Raw genomic sequence first — 23,832 nt, forward strand, 5'->3', positions numbered from 1 at the left:
CCGGCGGCTGACGACGACTCATGACCGGCAGCTCATGACGGGCGGTTCGGAAAGCTCATAACGAGCGGCCGCTGCAAAAAAGTTCCGAGGACCGGCAACCCCTTCCTACCGGGTGGCAACCAGAGAGACGCAAGGTCTCTCCCCCCACTCAAGGAACGGGACATGAGTTCAGAAACACAGCAGCGCGCACGCCACCGCCGCAAGCTCAACCGGACACACGCCGTGATCGGCGGCCTGTCCGCGTTAGGCCTGACCGGGGCCGCGGTCTTCGCCAGCGCCTTAATGTCGTCGGCGAACGCGGCCGCCGAGTGGCCGACCCCCAACGGCAGCCAGGCGGTCTCCAAGACGATCTCGGTGAGCGGTGTCCGGGACGGCGGCATGAAGCGCTTCTACGGCAGCGGTGATCTGGCCGGTGACGGTCAGGAAGAGGGCGGGGACCCGATCTTCGAGCTCGCGGACGGCGCGACGCTGAAGAACGTCGTCATCGGCAAGCCCGGCGCCGACGGCGTCCACTGCAAGGGCACCTGCACGCTGCAGAACGTCTGGTGGGAGGACGTCGGCGAGGACGCCGCGACGTTCCGCGGCGGCAACTCGGCCACCTTCATCGTCAAGGGCGGCGGCGCGAAGCACGCCGCGGACAAGGTCCTCCAGCACAACGGCGGCGGCAAGCTCGTCGTCTCGAACTTCGTGGTGGAGGACTTCAAGACCCTCTACCGCTCCTGCGGCAACTGCTCGACGCAGTACAAGCGCAGCGTGATCTTCAACGGCCTGGATGTGACCGCTCCCGGCGGGCGTCTGGTCGGCATCAACAGCAACTACGGCGACTCCGCGGCCCTGCGCAAGGTCACGATCACCGGCGACAGCGGCAAGAAGATCGTGCCGTGCCAGAAGTACAAGGGCAACAACTCCGGTGACGAGCCTCAGGAAGCGGGCTCGGACGCGGATGGAACGCACTGCAACTACAAGCCATCAGACATCACGTACAAGTAGCCACGTGACCCAGCACCTGGAGCACCACTCTTGAGCACGCACAGAAAGCACCTCACCCGTCGCCGGCTGCTTGCCGCGTCCGCCGTGGGCGTGGCCGGTTCCGGCGCGGCGGTCGCGGCCGGCACCGGCTTGCTCTCCTCGGCGTCGGCCGCGACCTTCGGCCACTCCGACGACGGCAAGAACCATGTGATCGACACCGGCGCCTCCCTCGTCTTCAAGGTCTCCAAGTCGACCGGCGATCTGACCTCGCTGGCCTACAAGGGCAAGGAGTACGAGGGCTACGGCGGCAAGCACTCCCACGTGGAGTCGGGGCTCGGCGCGTCGACCGTGACCATCAAGCAGTCCGGGAACACGATCCTGGTCAGCGTGGTGCACGGCACGCTCAAGCACTACTACGCGGCGCGCAAGGGCCAGAACAACGTCTACATGTGGACGAACAAGGCCGACACGTCGTTCACGGCGACCCGCTACATCGCCCGGATCAAGGCCGGGATCTTCCCCAACGAGGGTCCCGACTCCTGGGTGGAGGCGGCCGATACGGTCATCGAGGCCGGTGACGTGTGGAAGAAGTCGAACGGCCAGACCCGCTCCAAGCACTACTCGGGCATGCGGGTCATGGACTACGACTACGTCGGCTACACCACCGGCTCGGTGGGGCTCTGGATGGTCCGCTCCAACCACGAGAAGGCGTCGGGCGGCCCGTTCTACCGCTCGCTGCTGCGCCACTCGAACGACGGCGGCGTGGGCCTGTACGAGATCCTGCACTACAACCAGTCGCAGACCGAGGCGATGCGCTTCGGTCTGCAGGGTCCGTACGTCCTGTCCTTCACCGACGGTGGTACGCCGGCGTCGTCGCTGTTCGCGAAGAACCTCGACACCTCGTGGGTGGACGGTCTCGGCATCTCCGGCTGGGTCGGCAGGTCCGGCCGCGGCAAGGTGTCGGGCGTCGGTCTGAAGGGCATGGACGCCGACTACGCGTACACCGTGGGCTTCGCCAACGACGACGCGCAGTACTGGGCGAAGGCCGCTTCGGGCACGGGTGCTTTCAGTTGCGCGGGCATGCTGCCGGGGACGTACACGCTCACTGTCTTCAAGGGTGAACTGGCCGTGCACACCCGGGAGGTGAAGGTGACGGCGGGCGGTACCACGGCCCTGAACACCCTCACCGTCAGCGACGACCCGAGCAGCGCCGACACGATCTGGCGGCTCGGGAACTGGGACGGTACGCCCGGCGAGTTCAAGAACGCCAAGCTGATGACGTACGCGCATCCGTCCGACGTGCGCGCGTCGAAGTGGACGGGCAACGTCACCATCGGCAGCGGTGACGCGGCCGCGTCGTTCCCGGCGTACATGTGGAAGGACGTCAACGACGGCATTCTCGTGTACTTCAAGCTGACCGCCGCCCAGGCCGCCGCCGCGCACACCCTGCGCATCGGTGTGACCACCGCCCTCATCAACGGGCGTCCGCGTGTGACGGTCAACGACTGGGTGTCGGCGCTCCCCTCGGCGCCGAAGCAGCCCGCGACGCGGTCACTCACCACGGGTTCGTACCGGGGCAACAACCACACGTTCACGTACAACGTGCCGGCGAGCGCGTGGAAGTCGGACACCAGTCAGTACAACGTGCTGAAGCTGAACATCGTCAGCGGCTCCACCGGGTCCGCTTTCCTCAGCCCGGGCACGTCGTTCGACTGCATGGATCTGCTGGCCTGAGCCCCCCACGCGGGCCAGTAGCAAGGGGAACGCCCCCGCCGGACTGGGAGGTCTCGGCGGGGGCGTTCTCATGGGCCCGTGGGGGGAGTGCGGGGATCAGTTCATCGTCGAACCGATGGTGGTGGAGCCCGTCGTCAGGAACGTCGTCGCGGGCAGCGAGCCGTTCGGCTTGCGGGTGCCGTACGCGGTGGACGCCTTCGTGGACTTGACGGCCGGGCCGGCGATGCCCTTGTCCCAGTTGTTGCCCGCGGAGACGGTGGACGGGCCGAGCTTGCTCAGACCGCCCTTGTTGCGCACCGCGAGGTTCTTGCCGAGCCGGGCCTTGCCGGTGGCGAAGTAGTAGCCGGAGCCGGCGTTGGCGTACGCGGTGTTGCGGTTCAGGCTCATGGCACCGGTGTTGGAGTTCTCGGTGAAGCCGTGCTTCGTGTTGTTCCAGGCCGCGTTGTAGGTGACGACGTGGGCGACCGAGGCGCCTCCGCCGCCGAGCTTGAAGCCGTTGCCGTTGCCCTCGAAGTCCGGGTCCTTCCAGCGGTTCCTGCCGTTTCCGTACGCCCAGGAGTGCTCGATGGTGACCGGGCTGGAGAACTGCCACAGGTCGAGTCCGTCGTCCGAGTTGTTGTAGAGGCGGGCGCCGGTGATCTTGTTGCCGGTGCCGGAGCCGAACTTGACGGCGATCCCGTCGGCGTTCTGGCCGTGGCCCGACGGGTCGTAGTTGCCGTAACTGTCCAGGTTCCGCACGAGGTTGTTGGTGGTGCCGTCGCCGCGCAGGGTGAAGCCGGAGTCGCCGTTGTGCGCGGTGACGAGGTTCTTGAACACTCCGCCGACGGAGGAGGTGGCGACGAAGCCCTGGGCCGGCGAGTTCTGCCAGGTGATGTTCGCGACGGTCCAGTGGTCGCCGTGGATCCCGGCCAGCCAGGAGCCGTCGGGCAGCTTCGAGCCGTCGATCCGCACCTTCGCCCCGGCCGCGGCCTGGAGCGTGATACGGGCCGAACTGGTGCCGTTCGCCGAGGACTTGAGGGTCCGCGTCGGGTAGTACGTGCCGCCGCGCACCTGGATGACGGTGCCGGCGGTGGCGGTCTTGACGGCGGCTTCCAGCTGAGCGGTGCTGGACACGGTGACCGTCTTGGTGGGGGCGGCGGCGCTGGCTCCGTCCTCCGAGAGGCCGAGGTGGACGCCGCCCGCCCCCGCGGCGACGGACACCGCGGCGGCGATGGAGAGGGTGCGGGTCCTGCGGTGGCGTCCAGTGCTCTGAAGCACGGGGCGTTCCTTTCCGGGGAGTCGAGGACTGGCGGCGAGCTGGGCCCGCCTTTGAAACCAAGTCGCCGCCATGGCCGGAAAAGGTTGCCGGGCCCACGCGAAAAGCAATCGAAACTTTCGATCACCCCGGTCCCGGTCGCACCGATTGACGCACCGTCCCCCACTGGTGAAACTCCAGGGCAGTTCAGCCCAACAGAAACCACCAGACTCCCACAGGATGTGTCATGCGACCCCGCACCGCCCGCACGCTCCTGACATCCCTGACAGCGCTGCTCGCCCTGTTCCTGAGCCTGCTGGCAGCCCCGCCAAGTCCAGCACAAACCGGAGCACAGCCCACGGAGAGAGCCACGCAGAAGGCCAAGCAGACGTACGCGGGCTATCTCTTCGCCTACTTCACCGGTGAGGGCACGGCCGACGGCGAGCAGATCCGCTATGCCCTCAGCCGCGGCAACGACCCGCTGCACTGGCGGGAGTTGAACGCCGGGAAGCCGGTGCTCACCTCCACCATCGGTGAGAAGGGCCTGCGGGACCCGTTCGTGATCCGCGCCCCCGAGGGCGACAAGTTCTACATGATCGCGACCGATCTGCGTATGTACCAGAACAGCAGCGGCAGTTGGGACGACGTCCAGCGCCACGGCAGCAAGTCCATCATGGTCTGGGAGTCCACGGACCTGGTGAACTGGACCGACCAGCGCCTGGTGAAGGTCTCCCCCGACAACGCGGGCAACACCTGGGCCCCTGAGGCCTATTGGGACGAGACGCTCGGCGAGTTCGTCGTCTTCTGGGCCTCGAAGCTGTACGCCGACGACGACCCGGACCACACGGGCTCGACGTACAACAAAATGATGTACGCGACCACGAAGGACTTCCGCACCTTCAGCGAGCCCAAGGTCTGGAACGACCCGGGCTACTCGGTCATCGACTCAACGGTCGTGAACCACAAGGGCACTTACTACCGCTACACCAAGGACGAGCGCGACCCGAACTCCTCCAGCCCCTGCGCGAAGTACATCACCGGGGAGAAGTCGAAGACGCTGACCTCCACGAAGTACGACTTCGTCGCGGACTGCATCGGCAACGGGGCGATGGACCGCGGTGAGGGCCCGACGGTGTTCAAGTCCAACACCGAGGAGAAGTGGTACCTGTTCATCGACGAGTACGGCGGCCGGGGCTACCTCCCCTTCGAGACCACCGACCTCGACTCGGGCAAGTGGACCCCGTCGCAGAACTACCAGCTGCCCACCAGCCCGCGGCACGGCACGGTCATGCCGGTGACGCAGAAGGAGTACGACCGGCTGCTGGCCGCGTATCCCGCGAGTCCCACTTCGATCGTGGACGTGACGGCGAAGAACCAGGAGGGGTACGCGATCGTCACGGAGGGCGCCAACAAGGTCGTCCTGCCGATGGAGCCGGACGCCGATCTCAGGCGCCTCGCCCCGAAGCTGGCGGTCGGCGCGGGCGCCAAGGTCAGCCCGGCCTCGGGTACGCGCCGCGACTTCCGCAAGCCGCAGACGTACACCGTGACGGCGGCGGACGGGACGAGCCGCAAGTGGACGGTCGAGGCGGTACCGACCCGCAGTCCCGTCCTGCCCGGCCTTTACGCGGACCCCGACGTCAAGTACATGAACGGCCGTTACTGGATCTACCCGACGACAGACGGCTTCCCGGGCTGGAGCGGGACCAAGTTCAAGGCCTTCTCATCAAAGGATCTGGTGCACTGGAAGGACCATGGCGAGATCCTCGACCTGGGCCCTGACGTGTCCTGGGCCGACAAGAACGCCTGGGCGCCGGCGATCGCGGAGCGCGACGGCAAGTACTACTTCTACTTCTGCGCCGAGCAGCAGATCGGCGTCGCGGTCGCGGACTCCCCCGCCGGCCCGTTCAAGGACGTGCTGGGCAAGCCGCTGGTCGCCAAGGGGGGCCAGTTCCAGGGCCAGATGATCGACCCCTCGGTCTTCACGGACGACGACGGGCAGTCGTACCTCTACTGGGGCAACGGGCGCGGATACGTCGTCCCGCTGAACGACGACATGGTGTCGTTCGACGCGACGAAGGCGAAGGACATCACCCCGGAGAACTTCCGCGAGGGCGCCTTCGTGGTGAAACGGAAGGGGACGTACTACTACATGTGGTCCGAGGACGACACACGCAGCGAGAACTACCACGTCGCGTACGCCACCGGCCCCTCCCCGCTCGGCCCGTGGACCAAGAAGGGCACGATCCTGTCCAAGCGCCCGGAGTACGGCATCAAGGCCACCGGCCACCACTCGGTGGTGAACGCCCCCGGCACGGACGACTGGTACATGGTCTACCACCGCTTCGCCCTGAACGGCCCCGGCAAGTCGGGCGGCGACGGCACACACCGCGAGACCACCATCGACCGCATGGAGTTCGCGGCCGACGGCACGATCAAGCCGGTGGTGCCGACGCTGGAGTCGATCAGGCCGGTACGGAAGTAACGGAGCAAGGGAAGTTAGGTCCAGTGCAGTACCGCGCCCCTTTGGGGGCGCGGGGCTGTATTAATTTGCGGCTCCGCCGCGTGGGCGCGACAAGCCACAACGAACCCGCAGTTTCGAACCGGCCTCCCAGCGGAGCGCTTTGTCACAGGACGGCGTCGAGCCACGCGTAGACCTCGTCCTGCATACGGTCGTTGAAGACGTGGCCCGACTCGGGCCACGTCTTCAACCGCAACCGCTCCTCGGCCCGGCAAGCGCGCCAAACGGAGCGCATCTTGCCGTACGCCACCCGCACCCCTTCCGGAGGAAACAGCGTGTCCAAGCCGCCGTTGAAGAACAACAACGGCTTAGGCGCGGCGATGCTCGCCACATCCGGGATGTCGAGGTGGCGGGCAAGCCCGGGGTGGAGCATGTGGAACGCGGACTGCCCACGCAGCGTGTTGTTGCCGGGCACCATCATCTCCTTGAGCCCGGTCATCCAGCACACGCTCACCCCGGCCGCGATGTCGTCACTGAGCGCGGCGGTCTGCCAGGCCCGGTAGGCGCCCATGGAGAAGCCGAGGGCCGCGACGCGCCGCCGGTCCACGCGGTCGAGGCCGGCCAGGAAACGGGCGGCGCGTACGTCCTCGCGGGCCATGAGCCCGGCGGGGGACGAGCCGAGGTTGTACAAGTTGCTGGCGAGCGCCTGCTGTTGCTCGTAGACGAGGGGTCCGCGGTCGCCCCAGCCGAGGGCGTCCACGGCGAGTACGACGTACCCGCGCCGGGCCAGCTCGTCGCCGACGAACCGCCCGCTGAAGCACCGGTCCGCCCACTCCAGCGCGGACGGCAGCCGGGCCTCGCCGTCGTACCAGGGTCTGACCAGCTTCTCCTTCCCGATGTCGAACTTCGAGCCGTGGTCGTGGAGGAGCAGCACGGCGGGGAAGGGGCCGGTGCCGTGCGGGGTGAGCAGGGCGCCGCGCACCCGGCCGTACCGGGTGAGGCCGAAGGTGACGAGCTCGCGCGTATACCCGTCGGCCTCGGTGCGATCGCCGAACTCGGGCGCGTACGCGGTGTCGTCGCGACCGGCGACGAGCAGTTCCTCGACCTTGGCGCGGGCGGTGCGGCGCCAGGCCCGGAAGTCGCGGATCGGGGAGTTGCCCCAGGCGAGGGGGAAGCGGAGCTCGTCCTTGAGGGCGGGGTAGAAGTCGGGGAGGTTGCCTTCGACGATGCCTCCTGCTGTGCCTGTCGCCGCCGGGCCCGCCGCCGCTGCGCCGACCGGTGACTCGGCGGCGAGGGCGGGCCCGGACATACCGGACTGTGCGCTCCACAGCGCGGCGCCCGCTCCCGCGACGAAGGCCCGCCTCCCGACCGGAGCCCGGTCACCGTCGCCGCGCATAGGGCCTCCAGTCCCCGAGGTACGTCTCACGGGTGTGCAACTGAGCCTGCTCATCCGTCAGTTGGGGCCGGTTCCCCGGAACGAGGATCTCGGCACCGGGTCCCGTGTTGCGGTACTCGGCGAACCGCTGGTCCTGCCAGGGGAAGCCGGAGGACATGTTGGTGTACGGCACGGCCGCGTCGATGCCCGGGCCCATCCAGGTGTCGCGGACCACGAGGGCAGGCCGGGCCGTGGTGTCGGAACTCGGCACCCAGGGCCGGGCCAGCTTGTACGCCCCGTCCTCCGCGCCGCTGGTGATACGGCACTTCACGGCCAGGTAGCCATACGGGTTGGCACCGGCCGTGGACGGCGCGAACACCATGCCCTTGGGCGTGAAGCCGACGTCCCGGTCCAGCGTGTGGAAGCGGCAGTGCTCGTACACGGCGGTGGCCCGACCGAAGACGAAGTCGACGTCGCCCTCGGCGTAGCAGTGCGCGAAGTACTGCCGGGCGAAGGTGCCGAGCGCCATCGAGTCGGCGTACAGCGTGTCCTGATGCCCGAGGAACCGGCACCGCAGGAACGCCGAGCGGTCGCCCTGCACCTTGATGGCGACGGCCTGGGTGCCGGTGATCTCGGGGTGGTCGGCGCGGAGCCAGTCGTTGGCGAAGGTGATGTCCCGCGCGGTGAACCCGTCGGCCTGCACGGTGGTGGTGGCGGACCCGCTGGTGCCGTAGGTGCCGCCGCCTGGCTTGGGCGTGCCGGCCGCGTTGTCGTACACGATCACGACGTCGCGGGGGTCCTCCGAGGCGCCGATCCAGGTCGCCTCCGTCCGGGTGCGGTCGACGGCGACCGTCTCCCGGTAGGTGCCGGGTGCCAGGACCAGTGTCCAGCCGCTGCCGGTCGCGGCGGTCACGGCGGCCTGTACGGAGGTGAAGTCGCCCTGGCCGCGCGGGTCGACGTACAGGGTCTTCGGGGTGCGGCGGGCGGCCGGTGACCCGTACCGGCCGAACGGGCGCTTTCTGCCGTCGGCCCGAGCGGGAGCCGCCGTGAGGGCGAGGGCGGCGCCCGTTCCGGTGGCCGCAAGGAGGAAGCCCCTTCTGGACAGTGGGAGTTGGACGTAAGGCGCGGGCATGCGGGTGCTCCTTCGATGTGCGGCTCGTGCGGGGGCCGGCCGGGGCGGCGCACCCCACGGTGACGGTGCGGTGCGGGCGACCCCGGCCGTTTTTCGGGAACGTCAGCGGATGCGTCCCGCACCCGCGCCGTGGCCGACGATCCCCGGCACGGCCCGCGGCGAGTCGACCTTCTTACGCAGCGTCGGCGTCCAGCCGGCGCCCCGCTGCAACGTCTCCTCGGGGATCTCCGCGTTGTGCACGGCGATCAGGTCCGTCAGCTTCCCGTTGACGTAGTTCTTCTCGGCGGTCAGCGGGGCCTCGCTCCACTTCTTCAGCGCCTTGCCGACGCTGGTGCCGGGCGGCAGCGAGATGGCGTTGTCGGTGGCGTGGAGCTGTGAGGAGATGCCGACGCCGAAGATGTAGTAGTCGTCCTTCTGTTCCTCGGTCACCACGTAGTGGTTGTTGTAGACGTCGACCTGTCCGAACCGCACACGCGGGGACCGCTGGAGGATCCCGTCGAAGCGGTTGTGGTGCATGGTGACCTTGAGCTTGCCGGCGTCGATGGCGGCGAGGCCGTCGCCGTTCCCGATCAGCATGTTCTTGTCGTGGTTCTCGTAGCGGTTCCAGGACACGGTCACGTAGTTGGAGCCGCGCACGATGTCCGTCAGGCCGTCGTGCTGCTGGAAGACCTTGCCGAAGTAGACCGGCCGCTCGCTGTCGGGGTAGCGCCCGTCGGTGAACGTGTTGTGGTCGAGCCACACGTGGTCGCTGCCGTAGACGACCACGGTGTCGTACTCGGAGTTCCAGTTGCCGGTCTTGTTGTCGTCGGTCGGGTCCCACTTGGGGAAGCAGTCGAGCGGGGCCTCGATGGTGAGGTTGCGCATGATGACGTTCGAGACGCCCAGGATCTGGAGGCTGCCGCCGAGGATGCCGGAGTTCCTGCCGACGCCGACGATGGTGGTGTTGCTGGGGATGAAGGCCTTGATCGCCGAGTCCTGGTTGGCCATGGATGCGACCCGCGCGTCCTCTTGCGGGCCCTTGGCGATCTCGTCGTTGCCGTAGACGGCCGGGTCGTAGTCCTTCAGGTACTGCTGGAGGTCGTACCCCCCGGTGACGAAGGCCTCGCAGCCCTCGGAGACGGCGTCGATCATGCCCTTGACCTTGATGATCTTGGGCGCGTCGCCACCGTCCTTCAGCGCGGCCTTGAACTCCGCCCAGGTGGTGACGGTGTAGACGTGCGCGGCGTCGGCGGCGGATCCACCGGTGGTGCCGGCGCCCTCCGAGCCCCACCCGTCGCCGGCGGCGAGGGTCTCGCGACCGAGGTCGCGGGGCTTGGCCTGGGCGGTGGGGCCGGTGAGGGTGAGAACGAGGGCGGTGCAGCCCACGACAGCGGTAATGGCATGGGCATGCCAGTTGCGGGTACGCATGAGTGCGGGTTCCTTCCAAATATGCGGGTACGGGGGGCGCCCCTCAGGGGCGCGGGGCTGGGTCAATATGCGGCTCCGCCGCGCGGGCGCGACAAGCCACAACGGACCCGCGGTGACAAACCGGCCGCAGTGGACCTGCCTTACAGCGGAGGGCCTACGCCTTCGGCCAAGTGATCCACGCCTCCGGAATCTCGTCGCCCAGACGACGCACGTCCCGGTGCGCAAGCACCCGGCGGCGCAGCAGCTCAGCGGCCACGAGCCGAGCCACGGCAATCGCCCCCGGAGGGTTGAAGTGTGTGTTGTCCTGCTCGGAAGCGGTCCAGTTGAAGTACTTCTTCGTCTCCTCGACGCCGAGCTTCTGCCACAGCGCGAGCGACAACGCCTCGATGTCGAGTAGAGCGACGCCCTCCTGGGCGCCGAGAGCCCGCATCGAGGCCGGATAGTCGCCGTGCGTGGGCACGGTGTTCCCGTCGGCGTCGAACTTCCTGCGCTCCACGGAGGTGGCGAGCACGGCCCGCGCTCCACGGGCCCGCGCCCCGTCGACGTACTGACGGAGGTAGTCCTGGTACGTCGTCCAGGGCTCCGTGTACCGCGTGGGGTCGGCGGTCTTCGAGTCGTTGTGACCGAACTGCACGAGAAGGAGGTCTCCGGGCCGGATCGCCCCGAGGATGACGTCGAGGCGCCCCTCGTCGACGAAGCTCTTCGAACTCCGGCCGTTCACCGCGTGATTGGAGACCTGTAGGTCACGGCGCAGAAAGAACGGGAGGGCCATACCCCACCCGGTCTCGGGCGCGGCGTCGGCGTACTTCTGAGCGGCGGTGGAATCACCGGCGATAAAGAGGGTCCGCCCAGCACCACGCTTTGGCGTAGCGGCAACGGCGGGCCCGCTCGCGGCAACGGCGAGCGGAACGGCGGCAAGAGCAGCCGTACTGACCTGTCTACGGGTGAGCGACACGACGGTGTGCCTTTCTCAACAGGCTTGCGGGATAAGTACGTTCAGCGGTGCCTTTCAACGTGGGGGGCTACCCCGCGCCCCAAAGGGGCGCGGGGAACTATGCGAGTACTAGCCCTTCTGCTCGTTCCACTCCGCCTGAGCCTCATTGAGCTGCTCGGCGAACGTGTCCAGGAACTCCTTGGCGCTCGTGTCCCCGTTCATCACCTTCTGGAACGCGGGCTCGTTGTCGGCCTTGCTGAGGTTGTTCCAGTCCGGCAGGTAGTACGGCAGCTGAACGATGGTCGTGGAACCGTCACTGAGCGCGTCGGCCGCGAGCTTGGTCGGCTCGGCCTCGGAGACCCACGCGTCCTTCGCGGCATCGGTGTTGGCCGGCACCTGCCCCGCCGACTGGTTGAACTTGGAGTTCTCCGCGTGCGAGGTGGCGAACTCGATGAACTTCCAGGCGGCCTCCTTGTTCTTGGAGCTCTTGAACAGGCCGAGGCCGTCGACCGGGTTGGAGACCTGGACCCGCTTGTCGCCGGGACCGATCGGCTGCGGGATGCCCCGGAACTTCTCGACGCCGAACGCCTTCACGTGGTCCTGGTAGGAACCCAGGTTGTGGTTCAGCATGCCGATGCTGCCGGAGTCGAACTGGGAGACCATCTTGGTGAAGTCGTTGTTGAGGTCGGCAGCCGGAGTGACCTTCTTGTAGAGGCCGACGTACTTCTCCAGCGCCTCCACGTTCTTCGGGTCGTTGACCGTGGTCTTCTCACCGCTGGAGTCCCAGAAGGACGTGATGCCGGACTGCCCGTACATCGCGTCCAGCGCCTGGGCGATGGACCCGGCGCCACCACGGATGGTGTAGCCGAACTCGTTCTTGCCCTTGTTGGTGAGCTTCTCCGCGGCCTCGTAGAACTTGTCCCAGGTGCTCGGCTCGTCCAGGCCTGCCTTCTCGAACAGGTCGGTCCGGTAGTAGAGGACACCGTTGTTGGCGGAGGTCGGGATCGAGTACAGCTTGTCGTCGTCGCCGCCGGCGGACTTCAGCGACTTGACCATGTCCTCGTTGAGCTTGCCGTTGAGGGAGGACTTGCTGAGGCGGTCGTCCAGCGGCTCCAGCGCGTTCTGGGCGGCGAAACCGGCGAGCATGGCCGCGCCGGCGCCGCCGACGTCCGGCAGGCCTCCGCCCTGGATGGAGGTGTCGACCTTGGACTGGTACTCGGTGGCGGCGACCCCGACGTACTCGACCTTGATGTCCGGGTTCGCCTTCTCGAAGTCGGCGATGATCTCCTTCCAGATGTCGGTGCGGACACCGCCGTTGTTGTCCCAGAAGACGATCTCGCCCTTGCCGCTGCCCTCCTCACCCTTGTCGCCCGCTGCCCCGCTGCCGTCGTCACCGCAGGCGGTGGCGGTCAGCGCGAGCACGACACTCACGGCGGCGGCCGTGGCGATACGCCGTCCGCCCCTGCTGCTCCTGCGAATACTGATCTTCATGGTCGGCTCTCTTCTTCTGGATCCGTCGAGCTGTGAAGTTGTGGGGGTTTGTGGGCACACGGCTCGGTGACCGTGAGCATCGGGTTCAGGTGGCGGCCTTTCACGTACCGGCCCTTCATGTGCCGATCCGCGCTTGAGGTCCGGAGAACTTCTTCACGAGCGCGGGCACGGCGACGGCCGGGTGGAGCTCGTACTTGTAGAAGTCCTGCGGGTCGAAGGCCGCGCCCCACGCCTCATGCCGCCCGCTGGTGTTCTTCAGGATCGATCCGCGCTGCACCAACTCGGCGGTGGCATCGGCCTGGTAGGGATGCTGGACGTCCTTGTAGTAGCTGTTCTCGATGACCATCTTGGTCTTGCCGCGCGACCAGTTGCCGTACGTCCACACCGGGTCGCCCGGATCGGCCTGCGCGGTCAGGTAGTTGTTGTAGAGGTGCGCGTAGGCGCAGTTGTCGGCGGAAGGGTTGCGCTGTTTCGTACCGCTGAACAGGTTGTGGTCGATGGTGATCTGGGTCTTGACGTTCGTCGTCCAGCCGATGCCGATGGTCTTGTTGTTGTTCTCGAAGCGGTTGTAGGAGACGGTGACGTACTCGCTGTCCTTGCGGACGTCCAACTGGCCGTCGCAGATCCGCGAGAAGCGGTTGTGGTCGACCCAGACGTGGTGGACGGTGTCCATCTGGATGCCGTCGAAGTCGGTGTCCTTGCAGTCCCAGTTGCCCTCGACGTACGAGTCGCGGATCGTCAGGTTGCGGATGATCACGTTGTGGGTGCCGGGCTTGAGGTTCAGCTCGCCCTGGACGAGCTCCCCCGTGGTGCCCACGCCGATGATGGTCTTGTCCGAGGCGACGACGACGTTCGCGCCGAACGGCTCGGCCTTGATCGTGCCGGCGACCCGGATGACGTACGGCTCCTCGGCCGCCGCGTACCGCTCCAGGTCGGCCTGGGTGGTCACGGTGACGACCTTGCCGCCGGCGCCTCCCGTCGTACCGCCGTCGAGGGAGGCGAAACCGTGCGCCTTGTCGGTCCAGCGAGGCGCTGCCGTGCCACTGGTCGCCGCATCGGTCGCGGCTTCGGCCGGGGTGATGGCTCCCAGCCCCAGTGAGGCCACCAGGGCGGCGACCGTGACCAGGGCCTTGCCCAGGCCCGGTCTCGACCCCGGTTCCGGTCCCGGCAAGCGCTTGCTACGGAGGTGCGTCATTGCGGCTCCCAACAGGCGTACACATGAAGTGAGTTCAGGAAGTCGGTCGTGCGGTGATGCGGAACTGCGTGAACGTGGCCGCGCCAGCGTGTCCCCCGCCGGTCGGCGCGAGTGCGAACAGGCCGAGCAGGGCGCCGACCCAGCGCCAGGGCGTGGCGGTGAAGACCGGCCCGGAGGGCTGCCACCCCTCCCCCACGTCGTACGAGAAGCGGCAGCGCGCCCCCTCGCCGAGCTCGATCCGCAGCCGCGCCCGTCCCTCGGGGGCGAGCCGTGGATGCGCGGCGTCCCGCTCCCGCTCCGCGACGGACTCGGCGAACCGGTGCACGAGATGCACCATCCCGTCGGTGCCCCGCTGGAGCCCGATCCAGCTGAACGCGTCGCCGAGGACGGCGAGTCCGGCCCGGGCGCCGGGCGCCTCGCCGGACAGGGCGAGTTCGACCTCGACGGTGGCGGGGGTCCCGGGCAGGCGTTGCGTGAGCACGTTCGGCAGCTTGCGCAGATCGTGCGCGTCGGCCGTCCGTACGCAGGTCAGCCGTAGCCCGTCGCCCGCGTGCCAAGTCGCCCAGCCGTCCTGCGGGTTGGCGGTCCACTGCCACTGGCGCCCGAAGCGTCCGCCGGGAAAGTCGTCGTCGGTGGCCGGCGCGGACGGCGGCTGAGGCGGCAGGTCGGGCTTCTTGTGTACGTCGACGGGGGCGCCCTCGTCGCCCAGTACGGGCCAGCCGTCCGCACCCCAGCGCATCGGCTGGAGGTGGACGACCCGCCCGTACGCGCCCCGCTCCTGGAAGTGGACGAACCAGTCCTCACCGGGCGGGGTGCGCACCCAGCCGCCCTGGTGCGGGCCGTTGACGTCGGTGTCGCCCTGCTCCAGCACGATCCGTTCCTCGTACGGCCCGAAGAAGCCGCGTGAGCGGAAGGCGCCCTGCCAGCCGGTCGTCACTCCCCCGGCGGGCGCGAAGATCCAGAACCAGCCGTCGTGCCGGTACAGCTTCGGCCCTTCGAGGGTGAACCAGCCGGGGATGCGGTCGCCGTCGACGATCACCTTGCCCTCGTCGAGCAGGCCGGTGGCGTCGGGCCGCATGCGATGGCCGGTGAGCCGGTTCTTGATGCCGGAGCGGGACTTGGCCCAGGCGTGCACGAGATATGCCTCGTCGGTCTCCTCGTCCCACAGGGGGCAGGCGTCGATGAGTCCCTTGCCCTCCTTGAGCAGGTGGGGGCGGGTCCAAGGGCCGCGTATCTGGGGGGCATTGATCTGGTAGATGCCGTGGTCGGGGTCGCCCCAGAAGATCCAGAACCGGTCGTCGTGATGCCGTAAGGACGGCGCCCACACTCCGCAGTCGTGCCGGGGAGTCCTGAACTCCTTTGCCGGTTCGAGGAGTTGGAGTGCGTGTCCGACAAGCGTCCAGTTGACCAGGTCGCGGGAGTGCAGCAGCGGCAGGCCGGGGGCGCGGCCGAAGCTGGAGGCGGTCATGTAGTAGTCGTCGCCGACGCGGATCAGGTCGGGGTCGGACCAGTCGGCGTTCAGGACGGGGTTGCGGTAGGTCCCGTCGCCGAGGTCGGAGGTGAGGGCGGGTGCGCTCTGGATGCTCATGGGCTCACCGCCTTGCGGACGAGCGCGGCCGTCTCGCCCCGGCCGAGGCGGCCGTCGGCGACGACGGTGACGATCCGGCGTACGACGGTGTCGCCTGCCGCGATCTCCAGGCGCTCGTCGTGCGCGAGGGACGAGCCGACGCCCGGGTACTCGGCGGTGCGCACGAACCACGGGTCGCGGCGGGTCTGTTCGGTGGCGCCGGCGAACACCAGGGTCCAGGTGGCGCCCGCGAGGGCGAGCCAGTCGGCGCGCTGGCCGTGCACCGCGTCCTCGCCCTCGGTGTCGTGGGTGAACACGGCGGGCGACTCGGCCTCCTTGCGGGCGCGCCAGAAGAAGCCGCCGTATGCCGCGCCGGGGCGTCCGTTCGTGGCCGGGCTGCCGATCGACAGGGACCCGTCCGTCGTGTTGGTGAGGGAGAACGTGAAGTCCAACGCCCAGGCGGCGTCGGTGAGTTCGGTGGCGGCGACGGTACGCCGCTCGCGCAGCAGCTCGCCGCCCGCGGCCACCCAGCGCAGCTCCTCCACGAAGCCGTCCGGGTCCCTCAGCTGGAAGCCCGCGTGCCGCTGGGCGCCGTGGTTGTCGAGCTCGGTGGGGCCCTGGTCGCGGACGAAGGTGCGTCCGCCCCAGAAGTTGTTCCCCTCGACGTCGGGAACGGCGACACCGACGCCGAGGTGGTGTACGTGGTCGGCCGGGCTCAGCTCGGTGACCGCCGTGCCCGCCAGGGTGGTGACCGGGTGCAGATACGGACGCGGCGAGAGCTTCGGCGGCAGTTCGGGCCGGGTGATGTAACGGCCGACGGGACGGCCCGCGATACGCAGGACCAGGGAGTCGTTCGTCATGTGCTCACCTCGTTCGGGAGCGCCCAGGAGGCGCCCAGCTCGGAGTAGAGACAGAGGGTGTCGGCGGCGGCCCTGACCAGTGCGTCGATGCCGCGGACGACCCGGCGGTTCTCTTCGGGCAGCAGGTACCAGTCGTCCTCGGCGAGTGCGATGGGATCCGGCGCCTGCCGGATCGCTTCGACGACCCGCATGAACGCGCCCGTCGAGTCGGGCGCGACCAGCAGCTCGGCCCGGCCTTCGAGGTGCTCGACCAGGTTCTCCAGCAGGTCGGTCCTGCCGTACTCGGTCTCCTCCGGGCCGTGCCCCGACCGCTGTACGAGCACGCGGTCCTGCTTGTACCAGAAGGTGATCCGGCCGCTGGTGCCGTGCACGAGGACGTACGGCTCGTCGGGCCGCTCGGCGCACAGGGTCGCGGCGACGGTGACCCGCCGGCCGGCCGCGGTGGTGACGCGTACGCACGAGGTGTCGTCGGACTCGATGGCGTTGGCGCGCAGCAGTTCGGCCTCGATGGCGGTGATGTCCTCGGCGCGGGTGGCGCCGTCGAGCGCGAGCGCGGTGACGACGGCGTGTGCGAGGGGGTTGGTCAGCGCGCCGTCGACGACATCGGCGCCGTTCAGCGTGCGGCGTCCCGCCCAGGGCGCGCGGCGGTAGTACTCCTCGGCGCGGGCCCAGGCACCGGCCGCCCCGATCCCGGTCACCTCGCCGATCGCGCCCTCGGCGACCAGTTCCCGGATCGCGGGCACGGCGCCCGAGCCGAGCGACTGGAACCCGATCTGGCACACCACCCCGGCCGCCGCGACCCCGTCGGCCATCCGGCGGAACTCGGCGTACGACGGCGCGGGCGGCTTCTCCAGCAGCAGGTGTACGCCCTTGCCGGCGGCGATCAGTGCCAGGTCGGTGTGGGTGTGGATCGGCGTGCAGATCACGGCGATCGCGGCACCGGTGGAGTCCAGCAGGGCCCCGAAGTCGGCGGACTGCTCCGGCAGTTGACCCGCGGCGGCGAAGGTGTCCAGCTCCTCCTCGGTGAGCGGCGTCAGTTCGCAGATTCCGGCGAGGCGTACGAGGCCCTTGTCCTGGAGGCGGCGGATGTTCCGCAGATGCCAGGAGCCGTGGCCGCGCGCGCCCGCGAGGACGATCGGCACGGGTGTGGTCATGGGATCCTCCCCGCTCCCGCACCGCGTGCCTGGGCGGCCAACAGCCCGCAGGCGAGGGCGACTTGGAGGACGCGGCGCCCTCTTCTCGTACGCGGCAGCAAGGTGCGTACTTCCCTCATCCCTTCACCGCCCCGGCGCTGAAGCCTGTGATCAGCCACTTCTGGATGAAGGCGAAGACGATCACGACGGGTACGGCGGCGATGATGCCGCCCGCGGCGAGTGCGCCCAGGTCGACGCTGTCGGCGCTCATCAGGCTGTTGAGTCCGACGGGGATCGTCTGCTTGTCCTGGTTGCTGAGGAACATCAGGGCGAACAGGAAGTGGTTCCAGGAGTGCACGAAGGCGAAGGAGCCGACGGCGATCAACCCGGGCCGCAGCAGCGGCAGGACGACGACGCGGAAGCCGGTGAGACGGGTGCAGCCGTCGACCCAGGCGGCCTCTTCGAGGGAGTACGGGACGTTCCGGATGAAGCCGCTGATCAGGATCATCGACAGCGGCAGCTGGAAGACGGTCTCGGCGATGATGACGCTGCCGAGCGAATTGATCATCTGGAGCTCGGCGAAGATCTGGAACAGCGGGACCAGGAGCAGCGCGCCGGGCACGAACTGGGAGCAGAGCAGGGCCAGCATGAAGGCGCGCTTGATCTTGAAGTTGAAGCGGGCGAGCGCGTAGCCGCCGGCGAGCGCGACCAGCGTGGTCATCACGAGGGTGGCGATGCCGACGTAGACGCTGTTCTCGAAGTAGGTCCCGAAGCTGCGCTCCGTCCACACCTTCTCGAAGTGCTCGAAGGTCATGGGCCAGGGCACGAGGGAGGTCGAGCCGGGCTCGCGCAGGGCGAACAGGAGGATCCAGTAGAAGGGGACGAGCGTGAAGACCAGGTAGATGCCGAGGGGGAAGTAGATCTGCCAGCGTGGGACTTCGTCCCAGGCGCGGCGTCGCTTGGCCGGGCGCTGCGGTGCGGGGGCCTCGTCCTCGGGAGCGGGCGCCGCCATGGTGGCCTGTGTGGTGCTCACTTGTCGTCACCTCCGAACTTGCTCAGCCGCAGATAGACCATCGAGCAGAAGAGCAGAATCACGAATGCCACCGTGGTCAGGGCCGATGCGTAGCCGAAGTTGTGGGCGTCGACGCTGGTGTTGGCGATGTAGAGCGGGAGTGTCGTCGTCTCGCCCGCGGGTCCGCCGCCGGTGAGGGTGTAGAGCAGGTCGACGTTGTTGAACTCCCACACCGCGCGCAGCAGCGTGGACAGGATGATGGCGTCCTTGAGGTGCGGCAGTGTGATGTGGAGGAACTGCTTGAAGCGGCTGGCCCCGTCGACCTCGGCGGCCTCGTACAGGTCCTTCGAGACGGACTGGAGGTCGGCGAGGATGAGGATCGCGAAGAAGGGGACGCCGCGCCAGAGATCGGCGACCACCGCCGCCGGGAAGACGGTTGAGGTGTCGGACAGCCAGCTCGTGCCGTACTCCCCGATCCCCATGTCGGCGAGATAACGGGTGATGCCTGTCTGGGAGTTGTAGAGCAGCACCCAGATCGCGGAGGTGAGCACCCCGGAGACGGCCCACGGCGAGAACACCATGGCACGGCCGAGCGACCGCCCCACGAAGGTCTGGTTGACGATCAGCGCGAGCGCCAGACCGAACAGCAGTTGCAGCCCGACCTCGACGACGACCCACTTGGCGCTGAAGATCAGCGTGTCCCAGAACAGCGGGTCCTCGGTGAAGGCGTACACGAAGTTCTCGAAGCCCGCGTAGCCGTTCCGCCAGGGCTTGGTGGGGTTGTAGTCCTGCAGGCTGTAGTAGAAGACGCTCAGCACCGGGTAGGCGATGAAGCCCAGCATCAGCAGTCCCGCCGGGGCGATCAGCAGATACGGGAGCCTGCGTGGCGTGGCTGAGCCGCGGCGCCGCCGGGGTGGCGCGGGCTTTTTCGCCACGGCTGCGGCTTGGGCCATGACTGTTCTCCGTTCTCGGGGGTGCGGGTGGTGCTGTGCGCGCTCGTCCTTTGCGCTTGGTGCGTTGTGCTTCTGCGGCTTGGTGCGCTGTACTTCTTGTGCGCTGTGCTTCGCTCAGCCCGCGTACGGGTCCGGCACCTTGCCCGGCTTGGCCAGGAAGGCGAAGTCGCAGCCGGTGTCGGCCTGGGTGATCTGTTCGTTGTAGAGCGCTCCGTAACCGCGCTCGTACCGCTCGGGCGGCGGCGTCCAGGCCGCCCTGCGTTGCTCCAACTCGTCGTCGTTCACGTTGAGTTGAAGGGTCCGCGCCTCTACATCGAGGGTGATGGTGTCCCCTGTCCGTACGAGGGCGAGCGGTCCGCCGATGTACGACTCGGGCGCCACGTGCAGCACACACGCGCCGTAACTGGTGCCGCTCATCCGGGCGTCGGAGATCCGCACCATGTCCCGTACGCCCTGCTTCAGCAGATGGTCGGGGATGGGCAGCATGCCGTACTCGGGCATGCCCGGGCCGCCCTTGGGACCGGAGTTGCGCAGCACCAGCACGCTGTCGGCGGTGATGCCCAACTCCGGGTCGTTGATGGTGCGTTGCATGGTCTTGTAGTCGTCGAAGACGACTGCCGGACCGGTGTGCTTGAGCAGATGCGGCTCAGCGGCGATGTGCTTGATGACGGCGCCGTCGGGGCAGAGGTTGCCGCGCAGGACCGCGACCCCGCCCTCGTCCGCGACCGGGTTGTGGCGCGGGCGGATCACGTCGTCGTTGTGCACCTGAGCTGATGCGAGCTGCTCGCGCATGCTGTCGTGGGACACCGTCGGCCGGTCCAGGTGCAGCAGATCGGTGATCCGTGACAGGAAGCCGGGCAGCCCGCCCGCGAAGTGGAAGTCCTCCATCAGGTACGTCCGGCCGCCGGGCCGTACGTTCGCCAGCACCGGCACCGTACGGGCGATCCGGTCGAAGTCGTCCAGCGTGAGCCGTACGCCTGCCCGCCCGGCCATGGCGATCAGATGGATGACGGCGTTCGTGGAACCGCCAAGACCCAGGACGGTCGTCACGGCGTCGTCGAAGGCCTCTTGGGTGAGGAGGTCGGACAACTTCCGGTCCTTGCGGACGAGTTCGACGATCCTCAGGCCACTGGCGGCGGCCATCCGGTCGTGCCCGGAGTCGACGGCGGGGATGCTGGACGCACCCGGCACGGTGACACCGAGGGCCTCGGCGGCGGCCGTCAGCGTCGACGCCGTACCCATGGTCATGCAGTGGCCCGGCGAGCGGGCGAGGCCGCTCTCCAGCTCGGTCATCTCGCAGTCGCCGATGAGCCCGGCCCGCTTGTCGTCCCAGTACTTCCACATGTCGGTGCCGGAGCCCAGGACTTCGTTGCGCCAGTGGCCCGGCAGCATGGGCCCGGCGGGCACGAAGACGGCCGGCAGATCGACGGACGCGGCGCCCATGAGCAGGGCGGGCGTGGACTTGTCGCAGCCGCCCATCAGCACGGCCCCGTCCACGGGATAGGACCGCAGCAGCTCCTCGGTCTCCATCGCGAGCATGTTGCGGTAGAGCATCGGGGTGGGCTTCTGGAAGGTCTCGGAGAGGGTGGAGACCGGGAATTCGAGGGGGAAGCCGCCGGCCTGCCACACTCCGCGCTTGACCGCCTGGGCGCGGTCCCGCAGATGGACGTGGCAGGGGTTGATGTCGGACCACGTGTTGAGGATCGCGATGACCGGCTTGCCCAGGTGCTCCTCGGGGAGGTAGCCGAGCTGGCGGGTGCGGGCCCGGTGGCTGAAGGACCGCAGGCCTTCGGTCCCGTACCACTGGTGGCTGCGCAACTCCCTTGCGCCGTCGGCTGTTTCGTCCGGGCCTGCTGTTGGGCTTCTGTCGGTCATATGGACCACCCCGCCGCTATGGCGGCGACTTCGGCGCGCTCGGGCTCGGGCAGCAGGCGGCTCGGCGGCCGGACCTCGCGACGGCACAGGCCCAGCGAGGCGAGGGCCTCCTTGACCACCGTCACGTTGTTGGCGGAGCCGTTGGCCGCGCGCAGTTCCTCGAACCGGCGGATCTGCTCCCACACCTTCATGGCGCCTGCGTAGTCGCCTGATCGAAGCGCTTCGATCATGTTCAGCGAAACGGACGGGGCGACGTTCACAAGACCCGAGGTGAAGCCGGTCGCGCCCGCCGAGAAGTACGAGGGCGCGTACGGCTCGGCGAGCCCCGCGACCCAGACGAAGCGGTCGAGTCCCGCGTCCCGCGCGAAGGCGGCGAAGCGGGCCGCGTCCGGCACGGCGTACTTCACGCCGATGACGTTCGGGCAGTCGTCGGCCAGTTCGGCGAGCCGGGCGCCGAGGAGTTGCGCGTTGCGGATGTACGGGACGACGCCCAGCTCGGGGACGGCCTCGGCGATCGCCCGGTGGTAGTCGACCCAGCCGCCCTGCGCGACGTACGGGTGCACCGGCTGATGGACCATCACCATCTGGGCCCCGCAGTCGCGGGCGTGCCGCGCGGAGGCGACGGCGGTCGGTACATCGTGCCCGACGCCGACCAGGATGACGGCCCGCTCGCCCGCCTCGTCGATGGTCAACTCCGTGACCAGGCGGCGCTCTTGTGGGCTCAGTGCGTAGAACTCGCCGGTGTTGCCGTTCGGCGTGAGGGTGCGTACGCCGCCCTCGATCAGGCGGCGCAGCAGGGCGCGGTGGCTGTCCTGGTCGACGGTGCCGTCCTCGGCGAACGGGGTCACCGGGATCGCCACCACATCGGCCAGCGCCGCCCGCTCCGTCTCGAACGTCGCGCTGCTCACTTCTGCTCACCCTCTCCCTGGGCCTCGGGGAAGGCCCGGTGCACGAACGACGCGATGTGCGAGTGCAGGGCGCGGGCCGCGCCGTCCGAGTCGCCCTCGAGGGCGAGCCTCAGGATCTCCCGGTGCTCGCCGGCCTCCCGCTCCCAGGAGGGGTTGGCGGCCCAGGCGACCGCGGAGACCAGTGCGGCCTGGTCGCGCACCTCGTCGAGCATCCGGCCGAGCAGCGGGTTGCCGCAGGGGACGTACAGGGCGCGGTGGAACTCCCGGTTGGCCAGGGAGCGCTGGGCGGTGTCGGTGGCGGCGTCCGCGCGTTCCAGCGCCTCGCGCGCCGTGTCGAGGGAGGCGCCGCGCTGCACGGAACGGCGCAGGGCCTCCGGCTCCAGGAGCAGCCGCACGTCGTACACCTCGCGCGCCATGTCCGCGTCCACCATGCGCACCGTGACGCCCTTGTACTGGTTCATCACGACGAGCCCCGTGCCGGCCAGGGTCTTCAGCGCCTCCCGCACCGGGGTCTTGGACACCCCGAACTGCGCGGCCAGCTCCGTCTCGACCAGGGCCTGACCGGGCGTCAACTGCCCGGTGAGGATGCGGTGTTTGATCCCCTCCAGCACGTACTGCGTGCGGGACGGGATCGGCGTGGGCACAGAGGTCATGCGCGCCTCTCGGATCTCATCGATCACTTCACGTGTCGGATCACGGGATCGGATACGCGTATCTCACGTATCTGATCTCGCGTATCGCGTCTCATATATGACGTACGAAGTACGACGCGTTGAAGGTAGGAGCGCGCTGATGTTTCGTCAACGGTTCTGACAGAAGTTGTTTGCGTTGACGCTCAAGAGATACCGAGGCCGGGCTCGCCCTGGGGTGCGGAACCTTTCGCTCAGGCCCCTGCGGTGCAGCTCAGACGCTCAGCCCCTTGCCGTCCAACTCGGATCGCGGCCGCTCAGGCCGATCGCCCGGTCAAGGAGAGGGGCCTCGTCCGGTACGGGCACCGGCGGGCCGAAGATTTCGGAGCCGTCCGGTTCCTCGGCTGCGGGGGCGAGGAAGTCGTGGGACGCCTGGAGGGCCGCGGTGTCGGGGGCGTAGTGCTGGCCGGTGGCCCGCGCCAAGTCCCAGCCGTGGATGACGAGTTCGTTGGTGGCGACGAGGCCCGCGATCTCGCCGGGGAGGTCGACGCCGCCTGCCCGGGTGTCGCCGGTCCAGGCGGACGGATCCCGCCAGGCCTCGGCCAGTTCGGCGAGGAGCTTGGGGAGTTCGGCGCGCCAGTCGGGCGTGACGTCCGGCAGGGAGGAGCCGGGGTCCGTGTCTGTCGTCGGTCCCAGGTCCTTTCGGCCGGCGTCCCGGAAGGCCCGCGTCAGACCGACCAGGTGGCCCAGAAGATTGCGTACGGCGTACTCCGGACAGGGCGTCGGAGCGCCCAGCTGCTCCTCGCCCACGCCCTCCGCGAGACGCGCCACGATGAGGGCCTGCGGCCCCAGATCAAGGGTCGTCGATGTCCTACCAGCCATGCTCGGCTCCTCTTCTGGTCACGGGGTCACGGGGTCGCCGGGTTGCGGTCCGACTTGTAGCCCCGTCATGTAGACCGTCGGCCG

At 68.6% G+C, this 23,832-nt stretch carries 18 protein-coding genes and 1 pseudogene; 3 read left to right on the forward strand and 16 right to left on the reverse strand.

Going from position 1 to position 23,832, the window contains the following annotated elements; all coding sequences use genetic code 11:
• The first annotated feature begins 162 nt into the window (after positions 1 to 162).
• Entirely contained in the window at positions 163 to 990 is an 828-nt protein-coding gene (locus ACYVO6_RS11905) for a pectate lyase (protein WP_461060178.1), read from the forward strand.
• Between the two features lie 30 nt (positions 991 to 1,020).
• Positions 1,021 to 2,703 (forward strand): rhamnogalacturonan lyase B N-terminal domain-containing protein, encoded by a 1,683-nt coding sequence (locus tag ACYVO6_RS11910; RefSeq protein WP_461060180.1) that lies wholly within the window; start codon positions 1,021 to 1,023, stop codon positions 2,701 to 2,703.
• Positions 2,704 to 2,799: 96 nt separating this feature from the next.
• On the opposite strand, the gene ACYVO6_RS11915 is transcribed toward ACYVO6_RS11910, so the two are convergent.
• Complete coding sequence (locus tag ACYVO6_RS11915) at positions 2,800 to 3,960, reverse strand: right-handed parallel beta-helix repeat-containing protein (RefSeq protein WP_461060182.1); 1,161 nt, start codon at positions 3,958 to 3,960, stop codon at positions 2,800 to 2,802.
• Between the two features lie 224 nt (positions 3,961 to 4,184).
• On the opposite strand from ACYVO6_RS11915, the gene ACYVO6_RS11920 reads away from it, so the two are divergent.
• Complete coding sequence (locus ACYVO6_RS11920; RefSeq protein WP_461060184.1) at positions 4,185 to 6,419, forward strand: family 43 glycosylhydrolase; 2,235 nt, start codon at positions 4,185 to 4,187, stop codon at positions 6,417 to 6,419.
• 142 nt (positions 6,420 to 6,561) lie between these two features.
• Here ACYVO6_RS11920 and ACYVO6_RS11925 read toward each other — a convergent pair whose 3' ends face one another.
• The 15 genes and pseudogenes from ACYVO6_RS11925 to ACYVO6_RS11995 form a co-directional block, all read right to left on the reverse strand.
• Positions 6,562 to 7,791 (reverse strand): dienelactone hydrolase family protein, encoded by a 1,230-nt coding sequence (locus ACYVO6_RS11925; RefSeq protein ID WP_461060186.1) that lies wholly within the window; start codon positions 7,789 to 7,791, stop codon positions 6,562 to 6,564.
• Complete coding sequence (locus ACYVO6_RS11930; protein WP_461060188.1) at positions 7,775 to 8,902, reverse strand: pectinesterase family protein; 1,128 nt, start codon at positions 8,900 to 8,902, stop codon at positions 7,775 to 7,777. Before ACYVO6_RS11930 ends, ACYVO6_RS11925 begins: the two co-directional genes overlap by 17 nt.
• Positions 8,903 to 9,004: 102 nt before the next feature.
• Complete coding sequence (locus ACYVO6_RS11935) at positions 9,005 to 10,309, reverse strand: pectate lyase family protein (RefSeq protein WP_461060190.1); 1,305 nt, start codon at positions 10,307 to 10,309, stop codon at positions 9,005 to 9,007.
• 154 nt (positions 10,310 to 10,463) lie between these two features.
• The gene (locus tag ACYVO6_RS11940; RefSeq protein ID WP_461060192.1) at positions 10,464 to 11,264 is read right to left on the reverse strand and encodes a rhamnogalacturonan acetylesterase; all 801 of its coding nucleotides are present in this window, start codon (positions 11,262 to 11,264) and stop codon (positions 10,464 to 10,466) included.
• Positions 11,265 to 11,372: 108 nt separating this feature from the next.
• Entirely contained in the window at positions 11,373 to 12,734 is a 1,362-nt protein-coding gene (locus ACYVO6_RS11945) for an ABC transporter substrate-binding protein (protein WP_461060194.1), read from the reverse strand.
• 118 nt (positions 12,735 to 12,852) lie between these two features.
• Positions 12,853 to 13,929, reverse strand: a pseudogene (locus ACYVO6_RS11950) (pectate lyase family protein); the annotation flags it as partial.
• A gap of 34 nt (positions 13,930 to 13,963) precedes the next feature.
• Complete coding sequence (locus ACYVO6_RS11955; RefSeq protein WP_461060196.1) at positions 13,964 to 15,517, reverse strand: glycoside hydrolase family 43 protein; 1,554 nt, start codon at positions 15,515 to 15,517, stop codon at positions 13,964 to 13,966.
• Entirely contained in the window at positions 15,514 to 16,356 is an 843-nt protein-coding gene (locus ACYVO6_RS11960) for a DUF6807 domain-containing protein (protein WP_461060198.1), read from the reverse strand. Before ACYVO6_RS11960 ends, ACYVO6_RS11955 begins: the two co-directional genes overlap by 4 nt.
• The gene (locus ACYVO6_RS11965; RefSeq protein ID WP_461060200.1) at positions 16,353 to 17,510 is read right to left on the reverse strand and encodes a Gfo/Idh/MocA family protein; all 1,158 of its coding nucleotides are present in this window, start codon (positions 17,508 to 17,510) and stop codon (positions 16,353 to 16,355) included. The genes ACYVO6_RS11960 and ACYVO6_RS11965 overlap by 4 nt, the downstream gene beginning before the upstream one ends.
• 115 nt (positions 17,511 to 17,625) lie before the next feature.
• Positions 17,626 to 18,501, reverse strand: a complete 876-nt coding sequence (locus tag ACYVO6_RS11970; RefSeq protein WP_461061358.1) for a carbohydrate ABC transporter permease — start codon at positions 18,499 to 18,501, stop codon at positions 17,626 to 17,628.
• Between the two features lie 17 nt (positions 18,502 to 18,518).
• Positions 18,519 to 19,454, reverse strand: coding sequence for a carbohydrate ABC transporter permease (locus ACYVO6_RS11975; protein WP_461060202.1), 936 nt, complete (start codon positions 19,452 to 19,454; stop codon positions 18,519 to 18,521).
• Between the two features lie 114 nt (positions 19,455 to 19,568).
• Positions 19,569 to 21,329, reverse strand: a complete 1,761-nt coding sequence (gene araD / locus ACYVO6_RS11980) for an L-arabinonate dehydratase (protein ID WP_461060204.1) — start codon at positions 21,327 to 21,329, stop codon at positions 19,569 to 19,571.
• Entirely contained in the window at positions 21,326 to 22,237 is a 912-nt protein-coding gene (locus ACYVO6_RS11985; RefSeq protein WP_461060206.1) for a dihydrodipicolinate synthase family protein, read from the reverse strand. Before ACYVO6_RS11985 ends, araD begins: the two co-directional genes overlap by 4 nt.
• Complete coding sequence (locus tag ACYVO6_RS11990) at positions 22,234 to 22,890, reverse strand: GntR family transcriptional regulator (RefSeq protein ID WP_393415311.1); 657 nt, start codon at positions 22,888 to 22,890, stop codon at positions 22,234 to 22,236. The genes ACYVO6_RS11985 and ACYVO6_RS11990 overlap by 4 nt, the downstream gene beginning before the upstream one ends.
• A gap of 258 nt (positions 22,891 to 23,148) precedes the next feature.
• A complete protein-coding gene (locus ACYVO6_RS11995; RefSeq protein WP_461060208.1) occupies positions 23,149 to 23,748 on the reverse strand; it encodes a TIGR03086 family metal-binding protein in 600 nt (199 codons plus the stop codon).
• Positions 23,749 to 23,832 lie beyond the last annotated feature (84 nt).

The organism is Streptomyces pseudoechinosporeus (assembly GCF_054783935.1).

Coding starts and splice junctions, on each gene's coding strand:
- ACYVO6_RS11970 (WP_461061358.1), bottom strand. CDS start 18,501: ATGGCGGCGCCCGCTCCCGAGGACGAGGCCCCCGCACCGCAGCGCCCG.
- ACYVO6_RS11965 (WP_461060200.1), bottom strand. CDS start 17,510: ATGACCACACCCGTGCCGATCGTCCTCGCGGGCGCGCGCGGCCACGGC.
- ACYVO6_RS11990 (WP_393415311.1), bottom strand. CDS start 22,890: ATGACCTCTGTGCCCACGCCGATCCCGTCCCGCACGCAGTACGTGCTG.
- ACYVO6_RS11955 (WP_461060196.1), bottom strand. CDS start 15,517: ATGAGCATCCAGAGCGCACCCGCCCTCACCTCCGACCTCGGCGACGGG.
- ACYVO6_RS11960 (WP_461060198.1), bottom strand. CDS start 16,356: ATGACGAACGACTCCCTGGTCCTGCGTATCGCGGGCCGTCCCGTCGGC.
- ACYVO6_RS11975 (WP_461060202.1), bottom strand. CDS start 19,454: ATGGCCCAAGCCGCAGCCGTGGCGAAAAAGCCCGCGCCACCCCGGCGG.
- ACYVO6_RS11905 (WP_461060178.1), top strand. CDS start 163: ATGAGTTCAGAAACACAGCAGCGCGCACGCCACCGCCGCAAGCTCAAC.
- ACYVO6_RS11925 (WP_461060186.1), bottom strand. CDS start 7,791: ATGCGCGGCGACGGTGACCGGGCTCCGGTCGGGAGGCGGGCCTTCGTC.
- ACYVO6_RS11945 (WP_461060194.1), bottom strand. CDS start 12,734: ATGAAGATCAGTATTCGCAGGAGCAGCAGGGGCGGACGGCGTATCGCC.
- ACYVO6_RS11930 (WP_461060188.1), bottom strand. CDS start 8,902: ATGCCCGCGCCTTACGTCCAACTCCCACTGTCCAGAAGGGGCTTCCTC.
- ACYVO6_RS11935 (WP_461060190.1), bottom strand. CDS start 10,309: ATGCGTACCCGCAACTGGCATGCCCATGCCATTACCGCTGTCGTGGGC.
- ACYVO6_RS11920 (WP_461060184.1), top strand. CDS start 4,185: ATGCGACCCCGCACCGCCCGCACGCTCCTGACATCCCTGACAGCGCTG.
- araD (WP_461060204.1), bottom strand. CDS start 21,329: ATGACCGACAGAAGCCCAACAGCAGGCCCGGACGAAACAGCCGACGGC.
- ACYVO6_RS11995 (WP_461060208.1), bottom strand. CDS start 23,748: ATGGCTGGTAGGACATCGACGACCCTTGATCTGGGGCCGCAGGCCCTC.